This is a genomic window from Streptomyces sp. NPDC050658, from assembly GCF_044457025.1.
In the GTDB taxonomy this organism is placed as follows: Bacteria; Actinomycetota; Actinomycetes; order Streptomycetales; family Streptomycetaceae; genus Streptomyces.
Genome location: NZ_JBITGM010000007.1, coordinates 200,405 through 218,567, shown reverse-complemented (window position 1 = coordinate 218,567; position 18,163 = coordinate 200,405). Strand labels below are relative to the sequence as shown.

The following is an 18,163-nucleotide window of genomic DNA, read 5'->3' as shown; positions in this document are numbered from 1 at the left end:
TTGCGCGTACTGCTCACCGGACACCAGGGCTACCTGGGCACCGTCATGGCCCCGGTCCTGGCGGCCGCCGGACACGAGGTCGTCGGCCTCGACTCCGGCCTGTTCGCCGACTGCGTCCTCGGCCCGGCACCCGCGGACCCGCCGGGGCAGCGGGTCGACCTGCGCGACATCACGGCCGACCACGTGGCCGGGGTGGACGCCGTGATCCACCTGGCGGCCCTCTCCAACGACCCGCTCGGATCGCTGGCGCCGGAACTGACCTACGACATCAACCACCACGCGTCCGTGCGTCTGGCCAAGCTGGCCCGCGACGCCGGAGTGCAGCGTTTCCTGTACGCGTCGACCTGCTCCGTCTACGGCGCCGCGGGCGGCGACGAACTCGTCGGCGAGGACGCCCCGCTGCGCCCCGTGACGCCGTACGCGGAGTCCAAGGTGCGGGTGGAGGACGACCTGCACCAGCTGGCCGACACCGACTTCACCCCGGTGTTCATGCGCAACGCCACCGCGTTCGGCTACTCGCCCCGGCTGCGCGCCGACATCGTCCTGAACAACCTCGTGGGCCACGCGCTGCTGTCCGGTGAGGTCCTCGTCCTCTCCGACGGCACTCCGTGGCGCCCGCTGGTGCACGCCGCCGACATCGCACGGGCGTTCACCGCCGCGCTGACGGCACCTCAAGAAGCCGTGCACGACCGGGCGTTCAACATCGGCAGCGAGACCAACAACGTCACGGTCGCCGAGATCGCCGAGCAGGTCGCCGAGGCGGTGTCCGGGGCGAAGGTGGTGATCACGGGGGAGACCGGGGCCGACCCGCGGTCGTACCGCGTGGACTTCTCCCGCTTCCGCGCCGCGATCCCCGGCTTCGACTGCGAGTGGACGGTGAAGCGCGGCGCACTCGAACTCGCCGAGGCCTACAGGAAGTTCGGCCTGACCAGGGAGGGCTTCGAGAGCCGCTTCACGCGCCTCGCCGTGCTGCGCGCGGCGTCCGACGCCGGCACCGTCGACGACACCCTGCGGCGGCGCTGATGAGCGCGGTCGGCGACGAGATGCACGCCCTGGTGGAGCGGCTGTACCCGCTCTGCCGGAGCATCACCGGCGACGGTGTGCGCGCGACCCTGGACATCGTCGGGGAGTACGTCCCGTTGCAGGTGCACGAGGTGGCGACCGGGACGCAGGTGCTCGACTGGACGGTGCCGCAGGAGTGGAACATCCGCGACGCGTACATCGCCGATGCCAGCGGCCGCCGGGTCGTCGACTTCGCCGCGTCCAGCCTGCACGTGCTCGGCTACAGCGTGCCGGTGGCGCGGACCATGCCGCTGTCCGAGCTCCGCGCGCATCTGCACACGCTGCCGGACCAGCCGAAGTGGGTTCCGTACCGCACGAGTTACTACAAGCCGGAATGGGGGTTCTGTCTGGCGCAGGAGACCCTGGACGCGCTGCCGGACGGCGACTATGAGGTGTGTGTGGACTCCACCCTCGCGGACGGCCACCTCACCTACGCCGAGCATGTGATCCCCGGTCAGATCCCGGACGAGGTGATCGTCTCCTGCCATGTCTGCCACCCGTCGCTGGCCAACGACAACCTGGCCGGCATCGCGGTCGCGGCGTTCCTGGCCCGGTCGCTGGCACAGCGGAACCCGTACTACACCTACCGGTTCATCTTCGCGCCCGGCACGATCGGGGCGATCACCTGGCTGGCCCGCAACAAGGAACGCATCGACCGGGTGAAACACGGCCTGGTGCTCGCCTGCGCCGGGGACCGGGGTCAACTGACGTACAAACAGAGCAGACGCGGCGACGCCGAGATCGACCGTGTGTTGCGGCACGTCCTCACCACGTCCGAACGCCCGCACCACGTCAAGGAGTTCACCCCGTACGGCTACGACGAGCGGCAGTACTGCTCGCCCGGCTTCGACCTGGGAGTGGGCTCGCTCACCCGGACCCCCTACGCGGGCTACCCCGAGTACCACACCTCGGCGGACAACCCGGACTTCGTCTCCCCGGAGGCGATGGCGGACACCCTCGCCGTCTGCCGCGAGGCCTTCGCCGTGCTCGACCGCAACCGGCGCTACCTCAACCTCAGCCCTTACGGCGAACCGCAGTTGGGCCGCCGCGGTCTTTACGACGCGCTCGGCGGGCGCAGCGACACCAAACAGGCCCAGATGGCCATGCTCTGGGTGCTCAACCTCTCCGACGGCGTGCACACGCTGCTGGACGTCGCCGAGCGGTCCGGGCTGCCGTTCGACACCGTCGCCGCCGCGGCCGACGCCCTGCGCGGCGCCGGACTGATCAAGGCATGACGCCGATGACCACCGAGGGGGAGCGGACGACGACACCGGCCGGATCCGCCAGACGCGGCATCGCGGGCCGGCTGTCCTGGGGCCTCGCCGACCAGGCGGCCTCCAGCATGTCCAACTTCGCGGTGGGGATCTACGTCGCCCGCTCACTGGGACTGACCGCGTTCGGTGTGTTCAGCCTGGCCTGGGTGACCTACGGCGTGGTGCTCAACGTCTCCCGCGGACTTGCCACCGACCCGCTGATGGTGCGCTTCAGCGGTGTGCCCGCCGCGTCCTGGCGGGCGGCGGTGACGCGGTCGTCCGGAACCGCGCTCGGCGTCGGCGCCGCGCTCGGCGCCGGATGTCTGGCCGTCGGCCTGGCCGCAGGCGGCCGGGTCGGGACCGCGTTCGCCTGCCTCGGCGTCGTGCTGCCGGGGCTGCTGCTGCAGGACGCCTGGCGGTTCGCGTTCTTCGCCGCGGGCACCGGCCGGAAGGCGTTCGTCAACGACCTCGTGTGGTGCCTCGCGCTGATCCCGGCCATGGTGGTCGCGGCCCGCGTCGGCAGCGTGGCCGCCTTCGTGCTCGCCTGGGGCGGATCCGCCGCGGTGGCCGCGGTGTACGGCTGCTTCCAGTCCGGTATCCGGCCCCGGACGACCGGCGCGCGCGAGTGGCTGCGCGAACACCGCGACCTCGGCTCCAGGTACCTGATCGAGAACGTCACGAACAGCGGCGGCGGCCAACTGCGGGCGTACGGGCTCGGCGCGATCGTCGGCGTCGGCGCGGTCGGCGTCATCCGGGGCGCGGAACTCCTGCTCGGACCCTTCATGGCCGTACTCATGGGCCTGTCCCTCGTCACCGTCGCGGAGGCGGCCCGCGTCCTGCGGCAGGCCCCGCACCGCCTCGGCCGGTTCTGCCTGCTCCTCGGCGGTGGACAGGCCGCCGCCGCGCTGCTCTGGGGCGGGGCGCTGCTCCTCGTCCCGGACCGGTACGGCGAACTCGCGCTCGGCGGCGTCTGGCACGCCGCGTCGGAACTCGTCGTGCCGGTCACGCTCGGCGTCGCGGGCGCCGGACTCGGCACGGGCGCGGCGGCCGGCCTCCGCGCGCTCGGCGCCGCCCGGCGCAGCCTGCGCAGCCAGCTCTTCGCCTCCGCCTGCTACGTCGGCGGCGGGCTCGGCGGCGCGGCCGCGGCCGGCACGTCCGGCTCGGCATGGGGCGTCGCCGCCGCGACCCTCTGCGGCTCGGCCGTGTGGTGGCTGCAACTGCGCTCCGCCCTGCGCGAGCGCGACGGCGGCCACGAGAACCCCATCCCCGAAGTGAGGACACCATGACCGCGCAACCCCGGCTGAGCATCGGCCTGCCCGTGTACAACGGCGAGGAGTACCTCGCCGAGTCGCTCGACGCGCTGCTCGGCCAGACCTACGAGGACTTCGAACTGGTCATCTCCGACAACGCGTCGACCGACGGCACCGAGGCCATCTGCCGCAAGTACGCCGCCCAGGACGCCCGCATCCGCTACATCCGGCTGACCCGGAACATCGGCGCCGCGCCGAACCACAACTATGTGTTCACCGAGTGCCGCGGCGAACTGTTCAAGTGGGCGTCCCACGACGATCTGTACGCCCGTGACCTGCTGCGGCGCTGCGTCGACGCACTCGACGAGCGGCCCGACGTGATCCTCGCGCACGCCGACCAGGCGGTCATCGACGGCTCCGGGCGCGTGAAGGTCCCGTACGAGTACACGCTCGCCACTGCCTCGCCGCGCGCGCCCGAACGCTTCCGCAGCATGCTGTTCGAGCCCGGCGGCGACGACTTCTACGGGGTGATGCGGGCCGACGTGCTGCGCCGCGTGAAGCCGCACAACAGCTACCACCACGCGGACCGCACCTTCGTCGCCGAGATCGGCCTGCACGGACGGTTCCACCAGGTGCCGGAGCTGCTGTACTTCCGCCGCGACCACCCGACCCGCGCCGAGCGGGCGAACCCGTCCAAGCGCTCCCGGTGCGTCAACCTCGACCCGCGCCGGGCCGGCCTGCTGCACCCGACGCCGCGACTGCTCGCCGAGTACGTCTGGGGCTTTGTCGCGGCGATCCGGCGGGCGCCGCTCTCCGCCGCCGACCGGCGCGCCTGCTACCGCCACCTGATCGAGTGGGCGGCGAGCCGGGCCAGGCCGGGCGCGGGGGAGCGGGTCGAGGACCGGGCCCCGGTCGACCCGGCCCGCCTCACCGTCTCCGTCGACGCGCTGGTCGCCGGACGCGAGGGGCGGCAGGCGTGACACCTCCGGTGAGGGTAGGGGTGTTCGGCCTGCTCGGCTCCGGCAACCTCGGCAACGACGGTTCTCTGGAAGCCGTGCTCGGTCACCTCCGCGCCGAGCACCCGGAGGCGGTCGTGGACGCGCTGTGCGGCGGACCCGAGGCCGTCACGGCCCGCTACGGCATCCCCGCGACGCGGCTGCACTGGTACCGGGGCGAGTACCGGACCGCGTCCCGCGCGGGCGCGATCGCGGGCAAGGGCCTGGGCAAGCTCGTCGACGTGCCGCGCACCGCCGCCTGGGTGCGCAGGCACGACGTGGTGATCGTGCCGGGCATGGGCGTCCTGGAGGCCACGCTGCCGCTGCGGCCCTGGGGCTTCCCGTACTCGCTGTTCCTGCTCTGCGCGAGCGGACGGCTGCTGCGGACCAAGGTCGCGCTGGTCGGGGTCGGCGCCGCGGCGATCGGCGACCGCCCGACCCGGACCCTGGTGCGCTGGTCGGCACGGCTCGCCGCGTACCGCTCGTACCGGGACACCTTGTCCCGCGACGCGATGCGGGCGATGGGCGTCGACACCGGGCACGACGAGGTCTACCCGGACCTGGCGTTCGCCCTGCCGACGCCGCCCCCGGGCACGTCCCCGGCGGGCACGGTCTGCGTCGGCGTCATGGACTTCCACGGCGGCAACGACGACCGCGCGCAGGCCGCGGAGATCCACCGGCGCTACGTCGACGGCGTCATCCGCTTCGTCCGCGCGCTGGCCGACGACGGCAGGCCGGTCCGGCTGCTCACCGGCGACGCGTGCGACGCGCCGGTGGTCGCCGCGATCCGCGCCGCGGTGGACTCGCCGCTGGTCACCGCCGCAGAGGCGGCCTCGCTCGCCGACCTGATGAGGGAGACGGCGGCCGCCGAGACCGTGGTGGCGACCCGCTACCACAACCTGGTCTGCGCGCTGAAGTCCGGCACGCCCACGCTCGCGCTCAGCTACGCGGCGAAGAGCGACGCGCTCATGGAGCGGATGGGACTCGGCGCCTACCGCCACTCGGCCCGCGAGGTCGACGCCGACCAACTTCTTGACCAGTTCCGGTCGTTGGAGAAGCGATCGGTGGAGCTGAGGCGGACCATCGCCGAGCGAAACCGCATCGCCACGAGTCAACTCAAGAAGCAATTCGCCGAGGTGACCGCAAGCGTGTTCCCCGCGACAGGCGCCACCCGAGCCCGCACCCCGCAGGAGACCCCATGAAAGCGACCGAAGTACCGGAGATCGCGGGCGCGTACCTCTTCGAGCCGACGCAGCACGCCGACGAACGCGGCTTCTTCTGCCGCACCTTCGACGCCGACGTGGTCCGCTCGGTGGGCATCGACCCGAACGCGTTCATCCAGGACAGCGTGTCCCGATCGGTCCGGGGCGTGCTGCGCGGACTGCATCTGCGCTCCGGCGCGGGCGAGGCGAAGCTGGTGCGGTGCTCGTACGGGCGGATCTTCGACGTCGTCCTCGACCTGCGCCCGGACTCGCCGACGTACCGCGCCTGGACCTCCTTCGCGCTGTCCGGAGAGACACAGCGGACGCTCTACATACCGGCGGGCTGTGCGCACGGCTTCCAGGCGCTGACCGAGTCCGCCGACACGTCGTACCGCATCGACCGCCCGCACGATCCGGCCGAGGACGTGACGATCGCCTACGACGACCCGGAGCTGGCCATTCCCTGGCCGCTTCCCGCCACATCGATGTCCCAGCGGGACCGGGAGGCGCCGAGCCTCGCCAAGGTCCTTCAGCAGATAGAGAGTTGAGGTCGGCGTGACCACCGAAGAGTTCCGGCTGCCCCGGTCGCGGGCGGCCAACGAACGGCTGCACACCCTGGTACCCGGAGGTGCCCACACCTACGCCAAGGGCGACGACCAGTACCCCGAGCACCTGGCCCCGGTCATCAGCCACGGTCGCGGCGCCCATGTGTGGGACGTCGACGGCAACCGCTACGTCGAGTACGGCTCCGGCCTGCGCTCGGTCAGCCTCGGCCACGCCCACCCGCGCGTACTCGAGGCGGTGCGGCGCGAGTTGGACCGCGGCAGCAACTTCGTCCGCCCGTCGATCGTGGAGGTCGAGGCCGCGGAACGCTTCCTGGCCACGGTGCCGACCGCCGAGATGGTGAAGTTCGCGAAGAACGGCTCCGACGTCACCACGGCGGCCGTGCGCCTCGCCCGCGCCGTCACCGGGCGCTCGCGGGTCGCCATCTGCGGCGACCATCCGTTCTTCTCCGTCGACGACTGGTTCATCGGTACGACACCGATGTCGGCCGGAATTCCGTCGGCGACGACCGCGCTGACCGTGGCGTTCCCGTACGGAGACCTGGCGGCGACGGAGGAGTTGCTGACCCGCCACCGGGACGAGGTGGCCTGCCTGATCCTCGAACCCGCAGGCCACACCGAACCGCCCGCCGGATACCTTGCGGGCCTGCGCGAACTGGCCGACCGGCACGGCTGCCTGCTGATCTTCGACGAGATGATCACGGGCCTGCGCTGGTCGGAGGCGGGCGCGCAGGGCCTGTACGGAGTGACCCCCGACCTCTCCACGTTCGGCAAGGCACTGGGCAACGGCTTCGCGGTCTCCGCCCTCGCCGGCCGCCGCGACGTGATGGAGCGGGGCGGCCTGCGCGACCCCCACGACCGAGTGTTCCTGCTCTCCACCACACACGGCGCGGAAACACACTCCCTGGCAGCCGCGATGGCGGTACAGACGGCCTACGTCGAGGAGGGCATCACGGCCCGACTGCACGCCCTGGGCGAGCGGTTGGCCGCCGGTGTCCACGAGGCCGCGGCCGGCATGGGAGTCGGCGCGCACCTGGTGGTCCGGGGCCGGGCCAGCAACCTGGTCTTCGCCACGCTCGACGAGTACGGCCAGCCGTCGCAGCAGTACCGCACCCTGTTCCTGCGCCGCCTCCTCGCGGGCGGGGTACTGGCCCCGTCGTTCGTGGTGAGCAGCGCGCTCGACGACACCGACATCGACCACACCGTCGACGTGGTGGCCGAGGCATGCGCGGTGTACCGGAAGGCACTGGACGCCGGGGACCCCACTCCTTGGCTGGGGGGACGTCCGGTGAAGCCGGTGTTCCGGCGGTTGGCGTGAGGCGAGGGGGGCTCCGACGCGTCGTGTGGTGTCGTGAGGCAAGGTCGGCGCTGCTTCCGACGCATGCTGTGACGCGACGTCAGAACTGCTTCCGGCGCCGGTGATTGGCTGTCACGTCGACCAGCCACGCGGTCGCGGGCACCACCGCGAGCGCCGTGCACCAGCCGCCGAGTACGTCGGTCGGGTAGTGCGCGCTGAGGGCGACCTGCGCCCAGCCCATGGCGGCACCGGCCACCAGCGCGGCGGCGAGCACGAGCAGTGTCCCGGCCGCCCTGCCGAGACCGAGCAGCCCGGCCGCGAGCAGCGCCACCACGATGGCGAGCGCGGTGGCGAAGGCGGTGTGCCCGCTCGGGTACGACAGATTGCCTTCCCCGTGAATGGTGCGCCCCACAAGGGACTTGAGCACGGTGGTCGTCACGAGTGTGACGCCGACCCCGACCACGACGAGCACCGCCGCGCGGGTACGCCGAAGCAGCAGACACCCCGCCACGGCGGCCATGACCAGCAGCGCCGCGCCGACGGGCTCCCCGAAGAAGTCCGTCGCCAGCGCGACGCGCCGCCACGGCGGCCCCACACTGTCCGCCGTCGGATCGACGAACCACCGGTCCACCTTGCCGGGCGCGCTGTGGCCGGCGTACAGGACACCGACCACGACGACCTCCAGCGCGGCGAGCGCCGCGATCACTCCGAGGGGTGCGCGCACCGCTCCGGCCAGGCGATCCAACGCGAGCCCCCCGTGATGTCTCTTCGTCTGTTGCTGGTTCACCGCTGACCCTACTTCCGACCTGCGACGACGAGTGAAAACTTCTGGTACGTGGCTGAGTCGGTCCGCACATGGTCCGGAACTTGTGGGAAGTCCGCGGCGACAGCGAGGGGGCCTCGCGGCACCAGGCAGGGGTGGGGTGTCCGCAGCCGGGCAGGGAAAAGGGGCTGCGGAAGCGGGGTGGGCCCGGTAACGTCCCCGCCGTGCATTGATCTTCAGGGCGGCGGTTCTGAGTCCGCCGCAGACGGAGTGACGGCTCTCCCGTCGGCATGGCGGCGAGGGCTGACAGGCGTGTGCAGTCCGTCGAACTCACCGGAGATCACCGACATGCTTCCCCAACTGACCTATGCGGCTTTGCTCACCCGCGTCGCCGGCGACCCGGCCGTCGTCGGGTTGGTCCTCAAGGGCTCCCATGCGCACGACGGCATGGCCACCAAGTATTCGGACCGCGACGTGTACGTCGTCGTTGCGGAGGGTGTGGACGGCGCGGAGACCGGTCTTTCGTGCCTCCACGGACATCGTTCTGCTGAGCTCGATGTCCTCGTGACCACCGTCGCCCAGTTCCGTCAGCTCGACGGGCACGAGCGCTACGCCCTTTCCCGTGCCCGGGTTGTGATCGACCGGCTTGACGGTGAGATCGCCGAGATCGTCGCCGGCAAGGGGCGACGAGACCGTGCCGAGGCGTTTGCGGCCGCGGCCAGTTGGCTGGATGCCTATGCCAACTCTCTGTACCGATCCGTCAAGAACGCCCGGGACGGCAAACTGCTGGCCGCCCGTCTCGACGCGGCCGACAGCGTGGGCTTCCTGCTGGAGCTGCTGTTCGCTCTGGATCGTCGTCCGCGTCCCTATAACAAGTACCTGGAGTGGGAGCTGGAGAGGTTTCCCCTGCCAGGGTGGGAAACGGGCCCGCTCCTGGACAAGATCGGACGGATCGCAGGGACGGGTGACGTGGACGTCCAACGGGGCCTCTTCTCCCAGGTGGAGGCCGCGGCACGCGAGGGCGGCCACGATCCCACGCTCGATGCCTGGGGCGAAGACCTGCTGCTGATGCGGCCAGGGACGCGCTGAACACAACCCCGGACAAGGTCTCCGGGCCGGGACGGCTGCGCCCTTGGGGTTGCCGGCGACGCGTGCAACGCTTCGACATGCCCCGGGAGTTGAGACGTGATGCCCTGGGAGTTGAGACGTGGCGCACGACGGGTCTTCCCAGGCCAACCCCTTCCTCAAATCGAGCCGCTGGGCAGGGGCGCGGCTGCGCGGGATGCTGGGTGAATTCAGCCCGTCCCCGCGAATGGGAGGCTTCTGCCGTGAAAGCCATCGTGCAGGACGTCTACGGCCCCGCGGACGTTCTGCGACTGCGGGACATTGACCGCCCCACGCCCGCCGCCGGTGAAGTACTCGTACGCGTGCACGCAGCCGGTGTCGGCCCGGACGTCTGGCACCTGATGACGGGCCTGCCGTATCCAGCCCGCCTTGCCTTCGGTCCTCGCAAGCCCAGGAACCCCGTTCCGGGCTGGGACGCGGCCGGACGAGTGGAGGAGGTCGGCGCCGACGTGACCGGCCTCGAACCCGGCGACGAGGTCTACGGATGCTGCGTCGGCTCCTTCGCCCAGTACGCGCGCGCCAAGGCCGGAAAACTCGCCGCCAAACCCGACAACCTCACCTTCGAACAGGCCGCCGCCGTCCCGGTATCCGGCGTCACCGCCCTGCAGGCTCTCCACGCCAAGGCGCGTCTGCGACCGGGCCAGAAAGTCCTCGTGATCGGCGCCTCCGGCGGGGTCGGCAGCTTCGCGGTCCAGCTCGCCACCGCACACGGGGCCGAGGTCACCGCGGTCTGCGGGGCCGGCGCCGCGGACTTCGTCCGGTCCCTGGGCGCCACCGATGTCATCGACTACAGCCGCGAAGAGATCACCGACCGGCCCCAGCGCTACGACGTCATCGTCGACGGCGGCGGCCATCGTGCCCTGTCACTCGTGCGCCGCGCGCTCACCCCGCGCGGCACCTTCGTCCATGTCAGAGGCGACGGCGGAAGCCAGTGGTCGGTCGGCGCGGGCCGGCAACTCGCGATGGCGCTGCTGTCGCCGTTCCTCGGCCAGAATCTCCGCGGCCTTCTCGCGATCGTGCGGCAGGCGGACCTCCTGACCCTCAAGGACCTCATCGAGAAGGGCGCCATCACGCCGGTCGTCGACAGCACCTATCCGTTGTCCGAGGCGCCCGCCGCCGTCCGTCACCTGGAGAAGGGCCACCCACGGGGCAAGATCGTCCTGACCGTCCCCTGAGCCCACCCGGCCGGCCTCGGCGAGCCGCGAGACGTACGGTACGCAGGCACAAGTACCGGAGGGGAGATCATGGGCGACTGGTTCCAGACGATCGTCGACACCGAGGCGACGCCGGGGGAGGCGCAGGGGCTCGCGGCGAGCATGCTCGACTGGCTGATTGCGGACGGCGTCATCTCGGCGGAACGTACCGACTGCGTCCTCGGCGCTGACGCCGGGCACCCGCCAGGGACGCGTTACGCCGAAGCCGTCGAGGACCCGGATCCCGAGCTGGTCAATCTGTGGAGCAACGGCCTGCACGTCACCGTAGGGCGTACGGTCTTCGACGCCGGGCAGGGGGAGCCCTCGGCCGTCACCTGTCCGCACTGCGCAGCGGAGGTGCCCCTCGTCGACGAGTACTGGTCGCCCATCGAGGAGGGGTGGGACCGGTTCGCGGAGGCGGTGGGCTCCTGGGCCGAGGGTCATGATGAGCCCGTCGCGTGCCCGTCCTGCGGCCGGACGGCTCCCGTGCACACGTGGCTCTGGGCCGACGACTACTTCGCGTTCGGTCATCTCGGCTTCACGTTCTGGAACTGGCCCACCCTGCGCCCCGAGTTCGTCGTGGACTTCTCACGCCGTCTCGGTGGCCACCGGACGGTACTGCTCGAAGGCAAGCTCTGACAGGGCATGAAGGGGGTGAGGGTCTCATTTGCCGGTGTGTGACCAACAAAACCGAGACCCTCACCACTGCTCATCCGCTGGGCGCCGGCGCTCAGCGGCCGAGCGGGCGCACGGCAGCCCTTGACCTGCGAGGGCCCCAGCAACTAACTTCCGGTAATCGCCCGACCCACGACCCGCGATAAGGAGGCGACCAGCAGATGTACACCAGCTCTGATCTCGGTCGCCTCGCCCAGTGCACTGCCTGGGTTCCGGGTCGGATCGCGCACGGCTGCTGAGCACGCCGTACTGAAGCGGCCGTTCGCGGCCTGATGTGCTCGTTCGCGGCACATCCCGGGTTTCCCTTCACCATTTTCCGGTACGTCGCTCTCGCGTGCCGTGACGCGCCCGCTCGTCCCACGTGGCGCCTCTGAACACAGAAAGTTGCCTGAAATTGCGGATCACGGTCAACGGGGAAGAAACTCCGATCTCACCCGCCGCACCCCACACCACAGCGCTGGACTTCCTGCGCGAGCGCGGCCTCACCGGCACCAAGGAGGGCTGCGCGGAGGGTGAATGCGGCGCCTGCTCGGTCCTGGTGGCCCGCCCCGGGGTGCACAAGCCCACCGACTGGGTGGCGGTCAACGCCTGCCTCGTCCCGGCCGCGGCGCTGGACGGCCAGGAGGTCATCACCTCCGAGGGCCTCGCCACCGCCGGTGAGCCCGGCACACCGCCCGCCCTGCACCCGGTGCAGGAGGAGATGGCGGTCCGCGGCGGCTCCCAGTGCGGTTACTGCACACCGGGGTTCGTCTGCAGCATGGCCTCCGAGTACTACCGGCCCGACCGCTGTGCGCACACGGAAGCGACGGAAGCGGGGGAGGGCGCGGATCTCGCCGACGGCACCGAGGGCGCCGACGCCGAGCACGGTCCGAACGGCTTCGATCTGCACGCGCTGAGCGGAAACCTGTGCCGCTGCACCGGCTACCGCCCCATCCGCGACGCCGCGTTCGCCGTCGGCGTGCCCACCGACGACGACCCCCTCGCCCGGCGCCGCGAGCAGGCGCCGCCTGCACCGGTTGCCACCGAATACGCCCAGGACGGCCACGAGTTCGTGCGCAGGAGCAGCCTGGCCGAAACGCTGCGGCTGCTGCGCGAGCGGCCCGAAGCGGTGGTGGTCGCCGGGTCCACCGACTGGGGCGTGGAGGTCAACATCCGCTCCCGCAGGGCGGATTGCGTCGTCGCCGTCGACCGTCTTCCCGAACTGCGGGAGCTGCGCGTGGCATCCGACCACATCGAGATCGGGGCGGCGCTGACCCTCACCGAGATCGAACGCCGCCTCGACGGTGAAGTCCCGCTCCTGGCCCAGCTGTTCCCACAGTTCGCGTCCCGGCTCATCCGCAACGGCGCGACCCTCGGCGGCAACCTCGGCACCGGATCGCCCATCGGCGACAGCCCGCCGGTGCTGCTCGCCCTTGAGGCGTCGGTGGTGCTCGCCGACGCCGAAGGGGAGCGTGAGGTCCCGCTCGCCGACTACTTCACCGGCTACCGGCAGAGCGTGCGCCGCCCCGGCGAGCTGATCCGCGCGGTGCGCCTGCCGCTGCCGCTGTCGCCTGTCACGGCCTTCCACAAGATCGCCAAGCGGCGCTTCGACGACATCTCCAGCGTCGCGGCCGCCTTCGCCCTCGACATCGACGACGGCATCGTCCGCAAGGCACGCATCGGCCTCGGCGGCGTCGCCGCGACACCGATCCGCTCCCTCGCCACCGAAGCGGCCCTGGAGGGCAAACCGTGGACGGCGGAGAATGCGGAGACCGCGGCCCGCGTGCTGCGGGGCGAGGGCACACCGATGGACGATCACCGTGCCAGTTCCCTCTACCGTTCCGCGATGCTCGGCCAGAGCCTGTTGAAGCTGTACGCGCAGACCACCGAGGCGGTTTCCTCATGAGCCAGTTGTCCCAGCGCCCCGAGAAGCCCGTCGTCGGCGTCCCGATGCCGCACGAGAGCGCCGTCCAGCACGTCACCGGCGCCGCGCTCTACACCGACGACCTGGTCCAGCGCACCAAGGACGTCCTGCACGCCTACCCGGTCCAGGTCATGAAGGCCCACGGCAGGATCACCGCGCTGCGCACCGCGCCCGCGCTCGCCGTCCCCGGCGTGGTCCGCGTCCTGACCGGCGCCGACGTGCCCGGCGTCAACGACGCCGGGATGAAGCACGACGAGCCGCTCTTCCCCGACACGGTCATGTTCCACGGCCACGCCGTCGCCTGGGTGCTCGGCGAGACCCTGGAGGCGGCCAGGATCGGCGCGGCGGCCGTCGAGGTGGAGCTCGACGAACTGCCCTCCGTGGTCACGCTGCAGGAGGCCATCGCGGCCGACAGCTTCCACGGCGCCCGGCCCGTGATGCTGACCGGCGACGTCGATTCCGGTTTCGCCGACTCCGCGCACGTGTTCACCGGCGAGTTCCAGTTCTCCGACCAGGAGCACTTCTACCTGGAGACACACGCGGCCCTCGCCCACATCGACGAGGCCGACCAGGTGTTCGTGCAGAGCAGCACCCAACACCCCTCGGAGACACAGGAGATCGTCGCGCACGTGCTGGGTCTGCACAGTCACGAGGTGACCGTGCAGTGTCTGCGGATGGGCGGCGGCTTCGGCGGCAAGGAGATGCAGCCGCACGGGTTCGCGGCCGTCGCCGCGCTCGGCGCCAAGCTGACCGGAAGGCCGGTCCGGCTGCGGCTCAACCGGACGCAGGACCTGACCATGTCGGGCAAGCGGCACGGCTTCCGCGCCGACTGGAGGATCGGCTTCGACGCCGATGGCCGTATCCGGGCCCTCGACGCCACCCTGACCGCGGACGGCGGCTGGAGCCTGGACCTGTCCGAGCCGGTGGTGGCCCGCGCGCTGTGTCACATCGACAACACGTACTGGATCCCCAACGCGCGCATCGCGGGCCGCATCGCCAAGACCAACAAGGTCTCCAACACGGCCTTCCGCGGCTTCGGCGGACCTCAGGGCATGCTGGTGATCGAGGACATCATGGGGCGGGTCGCGCCGCTTCTGGGCCTGGATCCGGCGGAGTTGAGGGAGCGCAACTTCTACCGGAAGGGTCAGTCGACACCGTACGGACAAGAGGTCACCCAGCCCGAGCGGATCTCCGCCGTGTGGAACAAGGTCCGGGAGAACGGCGGCATCGCCGACCGCAGGCGCGAGATCGCCGCCTTCAACGCCGCGCATCCGCACACCAAGCGGGCCCTCGCGCTCACCGGCATCAAGTTCGGCATCTCGTTCAACCTCACCGCCTTCAACCAGGGCGGCGCGCTGGTCCTCATCTACAAGGACGGCTCCGTCCTGATCAACCACGGCGGCACCGAGATGGGCCAGGGCCTGCACACCAAGATGCTCCAGGTGGCCGCGACCACCCTGGGCATCCCGCTGCACAAGGTGCGCCTCGCCCCGACGCGCACCGACAAGGTGCCCAACACCTCGGCCACCGCCGCGAGCGCGGGGTCCGACCTCAACGGCGGGGCGATCAAGAACGCCTGCGAGCAACTGCGCGAGCGACTGCTCCAGGTGGCCGCCACTCAACTGGGTTCGAGCGCGTCGGACGTACGCATCGTCGAGGGTGTCGCCCGCGCCCTGGGCGGCGACAAGGAGCTGGCCTGGGACGACCTGGTGCGCACGGCGTACTTCCAGCGGGTGCAGCTGTCGGCGGCCGGTTTCTACCGGACCGAGGGGCTGCACTGGGACGCGAAGACGTTCCGGGGTACGCCGTTCAAGTACTTCTCGCACGGCGCCGCCGCCGCGGAAGTGGAGGTGGACGGCTTCACCGGTGCGTACCGCATCCGCCGGGTGGACATCGTGCACGACGTCGGCGACAGCCTGTCCCCGATGATCGACATCGGTCAGGTCGAGGGCGGCTTCGTGCAGGGCGCGGGCTGGCTGACACTGGAGGACATGCGCTGGGACGCCACGGACGGGCCGCAGCGCGGCCGGCTCCTCACCCAGGCCGCGAGCACCTACAAGCTGCCGAGCTTCTCGGAGATGCCCGAGGAGTTCAACGTGACGCTCCTCGAGAACGCCACCGAGGAAGGCGCGGTCTACGGGTCGAAGGCGGTCGGTGAGCCTCCGCTGATGCTGGCGTTCTCGGTGCGCGAGGCGCTGCGGCAGGCCGCCGCCGCGTTCGGGCCGAACGGGGTCAGTGTCGAACTGGCATCGCCCGCGACGCCGGAGGCGGTGTTCTGGGCGATCGAGGCGGCTCGTCAGGGCGGTACGTCCCCGCTCGCTGCGGACAGCGAGGCCCGGACCGGCGCGGCAGCGTTGAGCGGTGCCTGACATGACGTGGATCGCCGCGGTCGCGCGGTTGCGGGCACGCCGGGAGTCCGGCGTCCTGGTGACCGTCGCGACCGTGCGCGGCCACGCCCCGCGCGACGCCGGAGCGAAGCTCGTCGTGGGGCGGAACGAGACATGGGGATCGATCGGCGGCGGCAATGTCGAGGCCGTCGCGATCGACCGGGCCCGGGAGATGATCGCCGCGTCCAAGCCGGAGCCGGAGCCGGAGCTGATCGATTTCGCCCTGAACGACAAGGTGACCAATCAGCACGGCGTCCAGTGCTGCGGAGGCACCGTCTCCGTACTGCTCGAACCGCTGCCGGTGGTAAGGGCGGTGGCGGTCTTCGGCGTCGGGCACGTCGGCCTCGAACTGGCGCGCATCCTGGCCCGTCAGGACCTCGACCTCCATCTGGTCGACAGCCGCTCGGACATGCTCACCGAGGAGCGGCTCGACGTCCTGGCGGACGCGGTGGCGCAGGTGCATGTCCATCACACGCCGCTGCTGCCCGAGGAAGTCCTGGAGGAGCTGCCGCGGGGCACCCACACCTTGATCATGACCCATGACCACGCCGAGGACGCCGCGCTGTGCGACGCAGCCCTGCGCACGAGCCATCTCGGCTCCATCGGCCTGATCGGGTCGGCGGCCAAGTGGGTGCGGTTCCGCAAACGCCTCGCCACCGAGGGCGGCCACGACGAGACCACCATCGCCCGCATCAAGACCCCGATCGGCCTGACCGAGATCACCGGCAAGGAACCGGCGACGATCGCCCTGAGCGTCGCCGCCGATCTGCTGCGCGCCTTCGAGGAGGAGGGCGGCTGACGGGCTCTTCCGGGTAAGCACAGTCGCACTTTCAGCCTGCGGCACACAACCCCCGTCTCACGGCCTTGAGCATGCACTCAAAGGGCCGGAGGCGGGGGCTTCTTGGTGGTCCCGGCGGTCTTCGAGGCAAGTAGAGGAATTCCCTCTCCAGTCGATGCTCAGGACCGTGCAGTGAACCAGCGGAAACCTTGCCGTATATGGCGAGGCGCGGCGGTAGTTGTTGGCCAGACGGGCGCCGTAGACGGCCACGCATGTGGTTGCGAGACCGACAATAAGTGTGGCTACGGCGGTGATGGTCGCCGGGACGAGCAGCGTTGCTCCCATATTCGTCTTCTGTACCCGCGACGACGTCCGACGGCCAGTACCACGCTCCGTAGACCGCTGGTGCGGCGTCCGACCGACCGCGTTTACGGGTGTGTGTCCGTGATCGCGATGACCTCGTCGAGGCGGTCCAGGGCAGCCTGCAAGTCGTCGACCTTGGCCTGGATGCGGTCGCGCTCGGCGCGCAGCATGGCTCGCTGCTCGGCGTCGGTGTGCCCGGAGTCCCAGCACGGAAGGAGTTCCGTGATCCTTCGGCTGGTCAGGCCGGCGGCGAACATTTGCTGGAAGAAGCGGACCAGGGAGATGGCGTCCTGCCGGTAGAGGCGCTGGCCGGATGGGCTGCGCTCCGGGATGAGCAGCCCTTGCTGCTCGTAGTAGCGCACGGCGCGTACCGAGACGCCGGCCCCCCGCGCCACCTCACCGATGCGGATCAGCCGCTCGGCCGCGGCGTTTGTGACGGTCATGGTGATTCCTCTCACCCCCTGGCCCTGATGACCAGCACTTGCCTCTGACGTCAACGTCAGGTTTTAGCGTACCGGGCATGGACATCAAGAACTCAGTCGCCCTTGTCACCGGAGCCAACCGCGGCCTGGGCCGTGCCTTCGCCCAGCGCCTGCTCGAACGGGGCGCCCGCAAGGTCTACGCGACGGCCCGACGGCCCGAGACCGTGGACCTGCCCGGCGTCGATGTGCTGGCCCTCGACATCGCCGATCCCGCATCCGTGAGGGCCGCAGCCGAGGCCGCCCCGGACGTATCGCTGCTCGTCAACAACGCGGGGATCCAGACAGGCACCGACCTGGTGACCGGTTCGCTGGACGCGGTGCGGCAGGAGCTGGAGACCAATCTGTTCGGCCACCTGGGAATGGTCCGGGAGTTCGCGCCGGCGCTCGCCAGGGACGGCGGGGGAGCGATCGTCAACGTCCTCTCCGCCATGTCGTGGTTCGGGGGTAAGGGCGCCAATGCCTACCACCTGAGCAAGGCCGCTGCCTGGGCCATGACCAACGGCGTCCGCCTGGAGCTCGCCGAACAGGGCACGCTCGTCACAGCGGTACACCTGGGCCTGGCCGACACCGACATGGCGGCGGGCTGGCCCGTGGACAAGATCGCTCCGTCGGACCTGGCCGACGCGGCACTCGACGGTGTCGAAGCGGGCTGCGCCGAGGTTCTCGCCGATCAGTGGAGTCGGGACGTCAAGTCCCGTCTGCCGCTGACGCCGGAAGAGTTCAACGCCGCGATGGACCGCGCCCTGGCGGCGCTGACGGCGGCCTGAGGAGCCCCTCGGGCGGCACAGACTTCGGTCGGCTGCTTCCGAGGGCGGTCAGTCAGTACGCCATCCGCAGTTGTGGATCCTCAGGTTGTGGCCTTGCAGGCTGCC

Annotated in this window: 16 protein-coding genes; 14 read left to right on the top strand and 2 right to left on the bottom strand. The window is 70.8% G+C overall.

Annotated elements, in window-relative coordinates; all coding sequences use genetic code 11:
• Genes ACIBKX_RS24965 through ACIBKX_RS24935 form a run of 7 tightly spaced genes read left to right on the top strand, consistent with a single transcriptional unit; the run spans position 1 to position 7,643 of the window.
• Complete coding sequence (locus ACIBKX_RS24965; protein ID WP_363273095.1) at positions 1-1,023, top strand: SDR family oxidoreductase; 1,023 nt, start codon at positions 1-3, stop codon at positions 1,021-1,023.
• Positions 1,023-2,297, top strand: coding sequence for a DUF4910 domain-containing protein (locus ACIBKX_RS24960; protein ID WP_363273094.1), 1,275 nt, complete (start codon positions 1,023-1,025; stop codon positions 2,295-2,297). The genes ACIBKX_RS24965 and ACIBKX_RS24960 overlap by 1 nt, the downstream gene beginning before the upstream one ends.
• Positions 2,294-3,601 (top strand): hypothetical protein, encoded by a 1,308-nt coding sequence (locus ACIBKX_RS24955; RefSeq protein WP_363273093.1) that lies wholly within the window; start codon positions 2,294-2,296, stop codon positions 3,599-3,601. Before ACIBKX_RS24960 ends, ACIBKX_RS24955 begins: the two co-directional genes overlap by 4 nt.
• Positions 3,598-4,545, top strand: coding sequence for a glycosyltransferase family 2 protein (locus tag ACIBKX_RS24950; RefSeq protein WP_363273092.1), 948 nt, complete (start codon positions 3,598-3,600; stop codon positions 4,543-4,545). Before ACIBKX_RS24955 ends, ACIBKX_RS24950 begins: the two co-directional genes overlap by 4 nt.
• Positions 4,542-5,762, top strand: a complete 1,221-nt coding sequence (locus tag ACIBKX_RS24945; protein ID WP_363273091.1) for a polysaccharide pyruvyl transferase family protein — start codon at positions 4,542-4,544, stop codon at positions 5,760-5,762. The genes ACIBKX_RS24950 and ACIBKX_RS24945 overlap by 4 nt, the downstream gene beginning before the upstream one ends.
• Entirely contained in the window at positions 5,759-6,310 is a 552-nt protein-coding gene (rfbC, locus tag ACIBKX_RS24940) for a dTDP-4-dehydrorhamnose 3,5-epimerase (protein ID WP_363273089.1), read from the top strand. Before ACIBKX_RS24945 ends, rfbC begins: the two co-directional genes overlap by 4 nt.
• A 7-nt stretch (positions 6,311-6,317) precedes the next feature.
• Complete coding sequence (locus ACIBKX_RS24935) at positions 6,318-7,643, top strand: glutamate-1-semialdehyde 2,1-aminomutase (RefSeq protein ID WP_363273087.1); 1,326 nt, start codon at positions 6,318-6,320, stop codon at positions 7,641-7,643.
• Positions 7,644-7,722: 79 nt separating this feature from the next.
• Here ACIBKX_RS24935 and ACIBKX_RS24930 read toward each other — a convergent pair whose 3' ends face one another.
• Positions 7,723-8,346 (bottom strand): phosphatase PAP2 family protein, encoded by a 624-nt coding sequence (locus ACIBKX_RS24930; protein WP_363273086.1) that lies wholly within the window; start codon positions 8,344-8,346, stop codon positions 7,723-7,725.
• Positions 8,347-8,733: 387 nt separating this feature from the next.
• Between ACIBKX_RS24930 and ACIBKX_RS24925 the strand changes: the two genes are divergently transcribed.
• From ACIBKX_RS24925 to xdhC, 6 genes are all read left to right on the top strand, one after another.
• A complete protein-coding gene (locus ACIBKX_RS24925) occupies positions 8,734-9,474 on the top strand; it encodes a hypothetical protein (RefSeq protein WP_363273085.1) in 741 nt (246 codons plus the stop codon).
• Between the two features lie 239 nt (positions 9,475-9,713).
• Positions 9,714-10,685, top strand: coding sequence for an NAD(P)-dependent alcohol dehydrogenase (locus tag ACIBKX_RS24920; RefSeq protein WP_363273084.1), 972 nt, complete (start codon positions 9,714-9,716; stop codon positions 10,683-10,685).
• Positions 10,686-10,754: 69 nt separating this feature from the next.
• Complete coding sequence (locus ACIBKX_RS24915) at positions 10,755-11,342, top strand: hypothetical protein (RefSeq protein ID WP_363273083.1); 588 nt, start codon at positions 10,755-10,757, stop codon at positions 11,340-11,342.
• A 430-nt stretch (positions 11,343-11,772) separates the two neighbouring features.
• Positions 11,773-13,263, top strand: coding sequence for an FAD binding domain-containing protein (locus ACIBKX_RS24910; protein ID WP_363273082.1), 1,491 nt, complete (start codon positions 11,773-11,775; stop codon positions 13,261-13,263).
• Complete coding sequence (gene xdhB, locus ACIBKX_RS24905; RefSeq protein WP_363273080.1) at positions 13,260-15,650, top strand: xanthine dehydrogenase molybdopterin binding subunit; 2,391 nt, start codon at positions 13,260-13,262, stop codon at positions 15,648-15,650. The genes ACIBKX_RS24910 and xdhB overlap by 4 nt, the downstream gene beginning before the upstream one ends.
• A gap of 1 nt (position 15,651) precedes the next feature.
• Positions 15,652-16,467: a xanthine dehydrogenase accessory protein XdhC gene (gene xdhC / locus ACIBKX_RS24900; protein ID WP_363273251.1), complete on the top strand. Its 816-nt coding sequence runs from the start codon at positions 15,652-15,654 to the stop codon at positions 16,465-16,467.
• A gap of 407 nt (positions 16,468-16,874) precedes the next feature.
• Here xdhC and ACIBKX_RS24895 read toward each other — a convergent pair whose 3' ends face one another.
• Positions 16,875-17,252, bottom strand: a complete 378-nt coding sequence (locus ACIBKX_RS24895; protein WP_363273078.1) for a MerR family transcriptional regulator — start codon at positions 17,250-17,252, stop codon at positions 16,875-16,877.
• A 77-nt stretch (positions 17,253-17,329) separates the two neighbouring features.
• Between ACIBKX_RS24895 and ACIBKX_RS24890 the strand changes: the two genes are divergently transcribed.
• Positions 17,330-18,058 (top strand): SDR family oxidoreductase, encoded by a 729-nt coding sequence (locus ACIBKX_RS24890; protein WP_363273077.1) that lies wholly within the window; start codon positions 17,330-17,332, stop codon positions 18,056-18,058.
• The last annotated feature ends 105 nt before the right edge of the window (positions 18,059-18,163 follow it).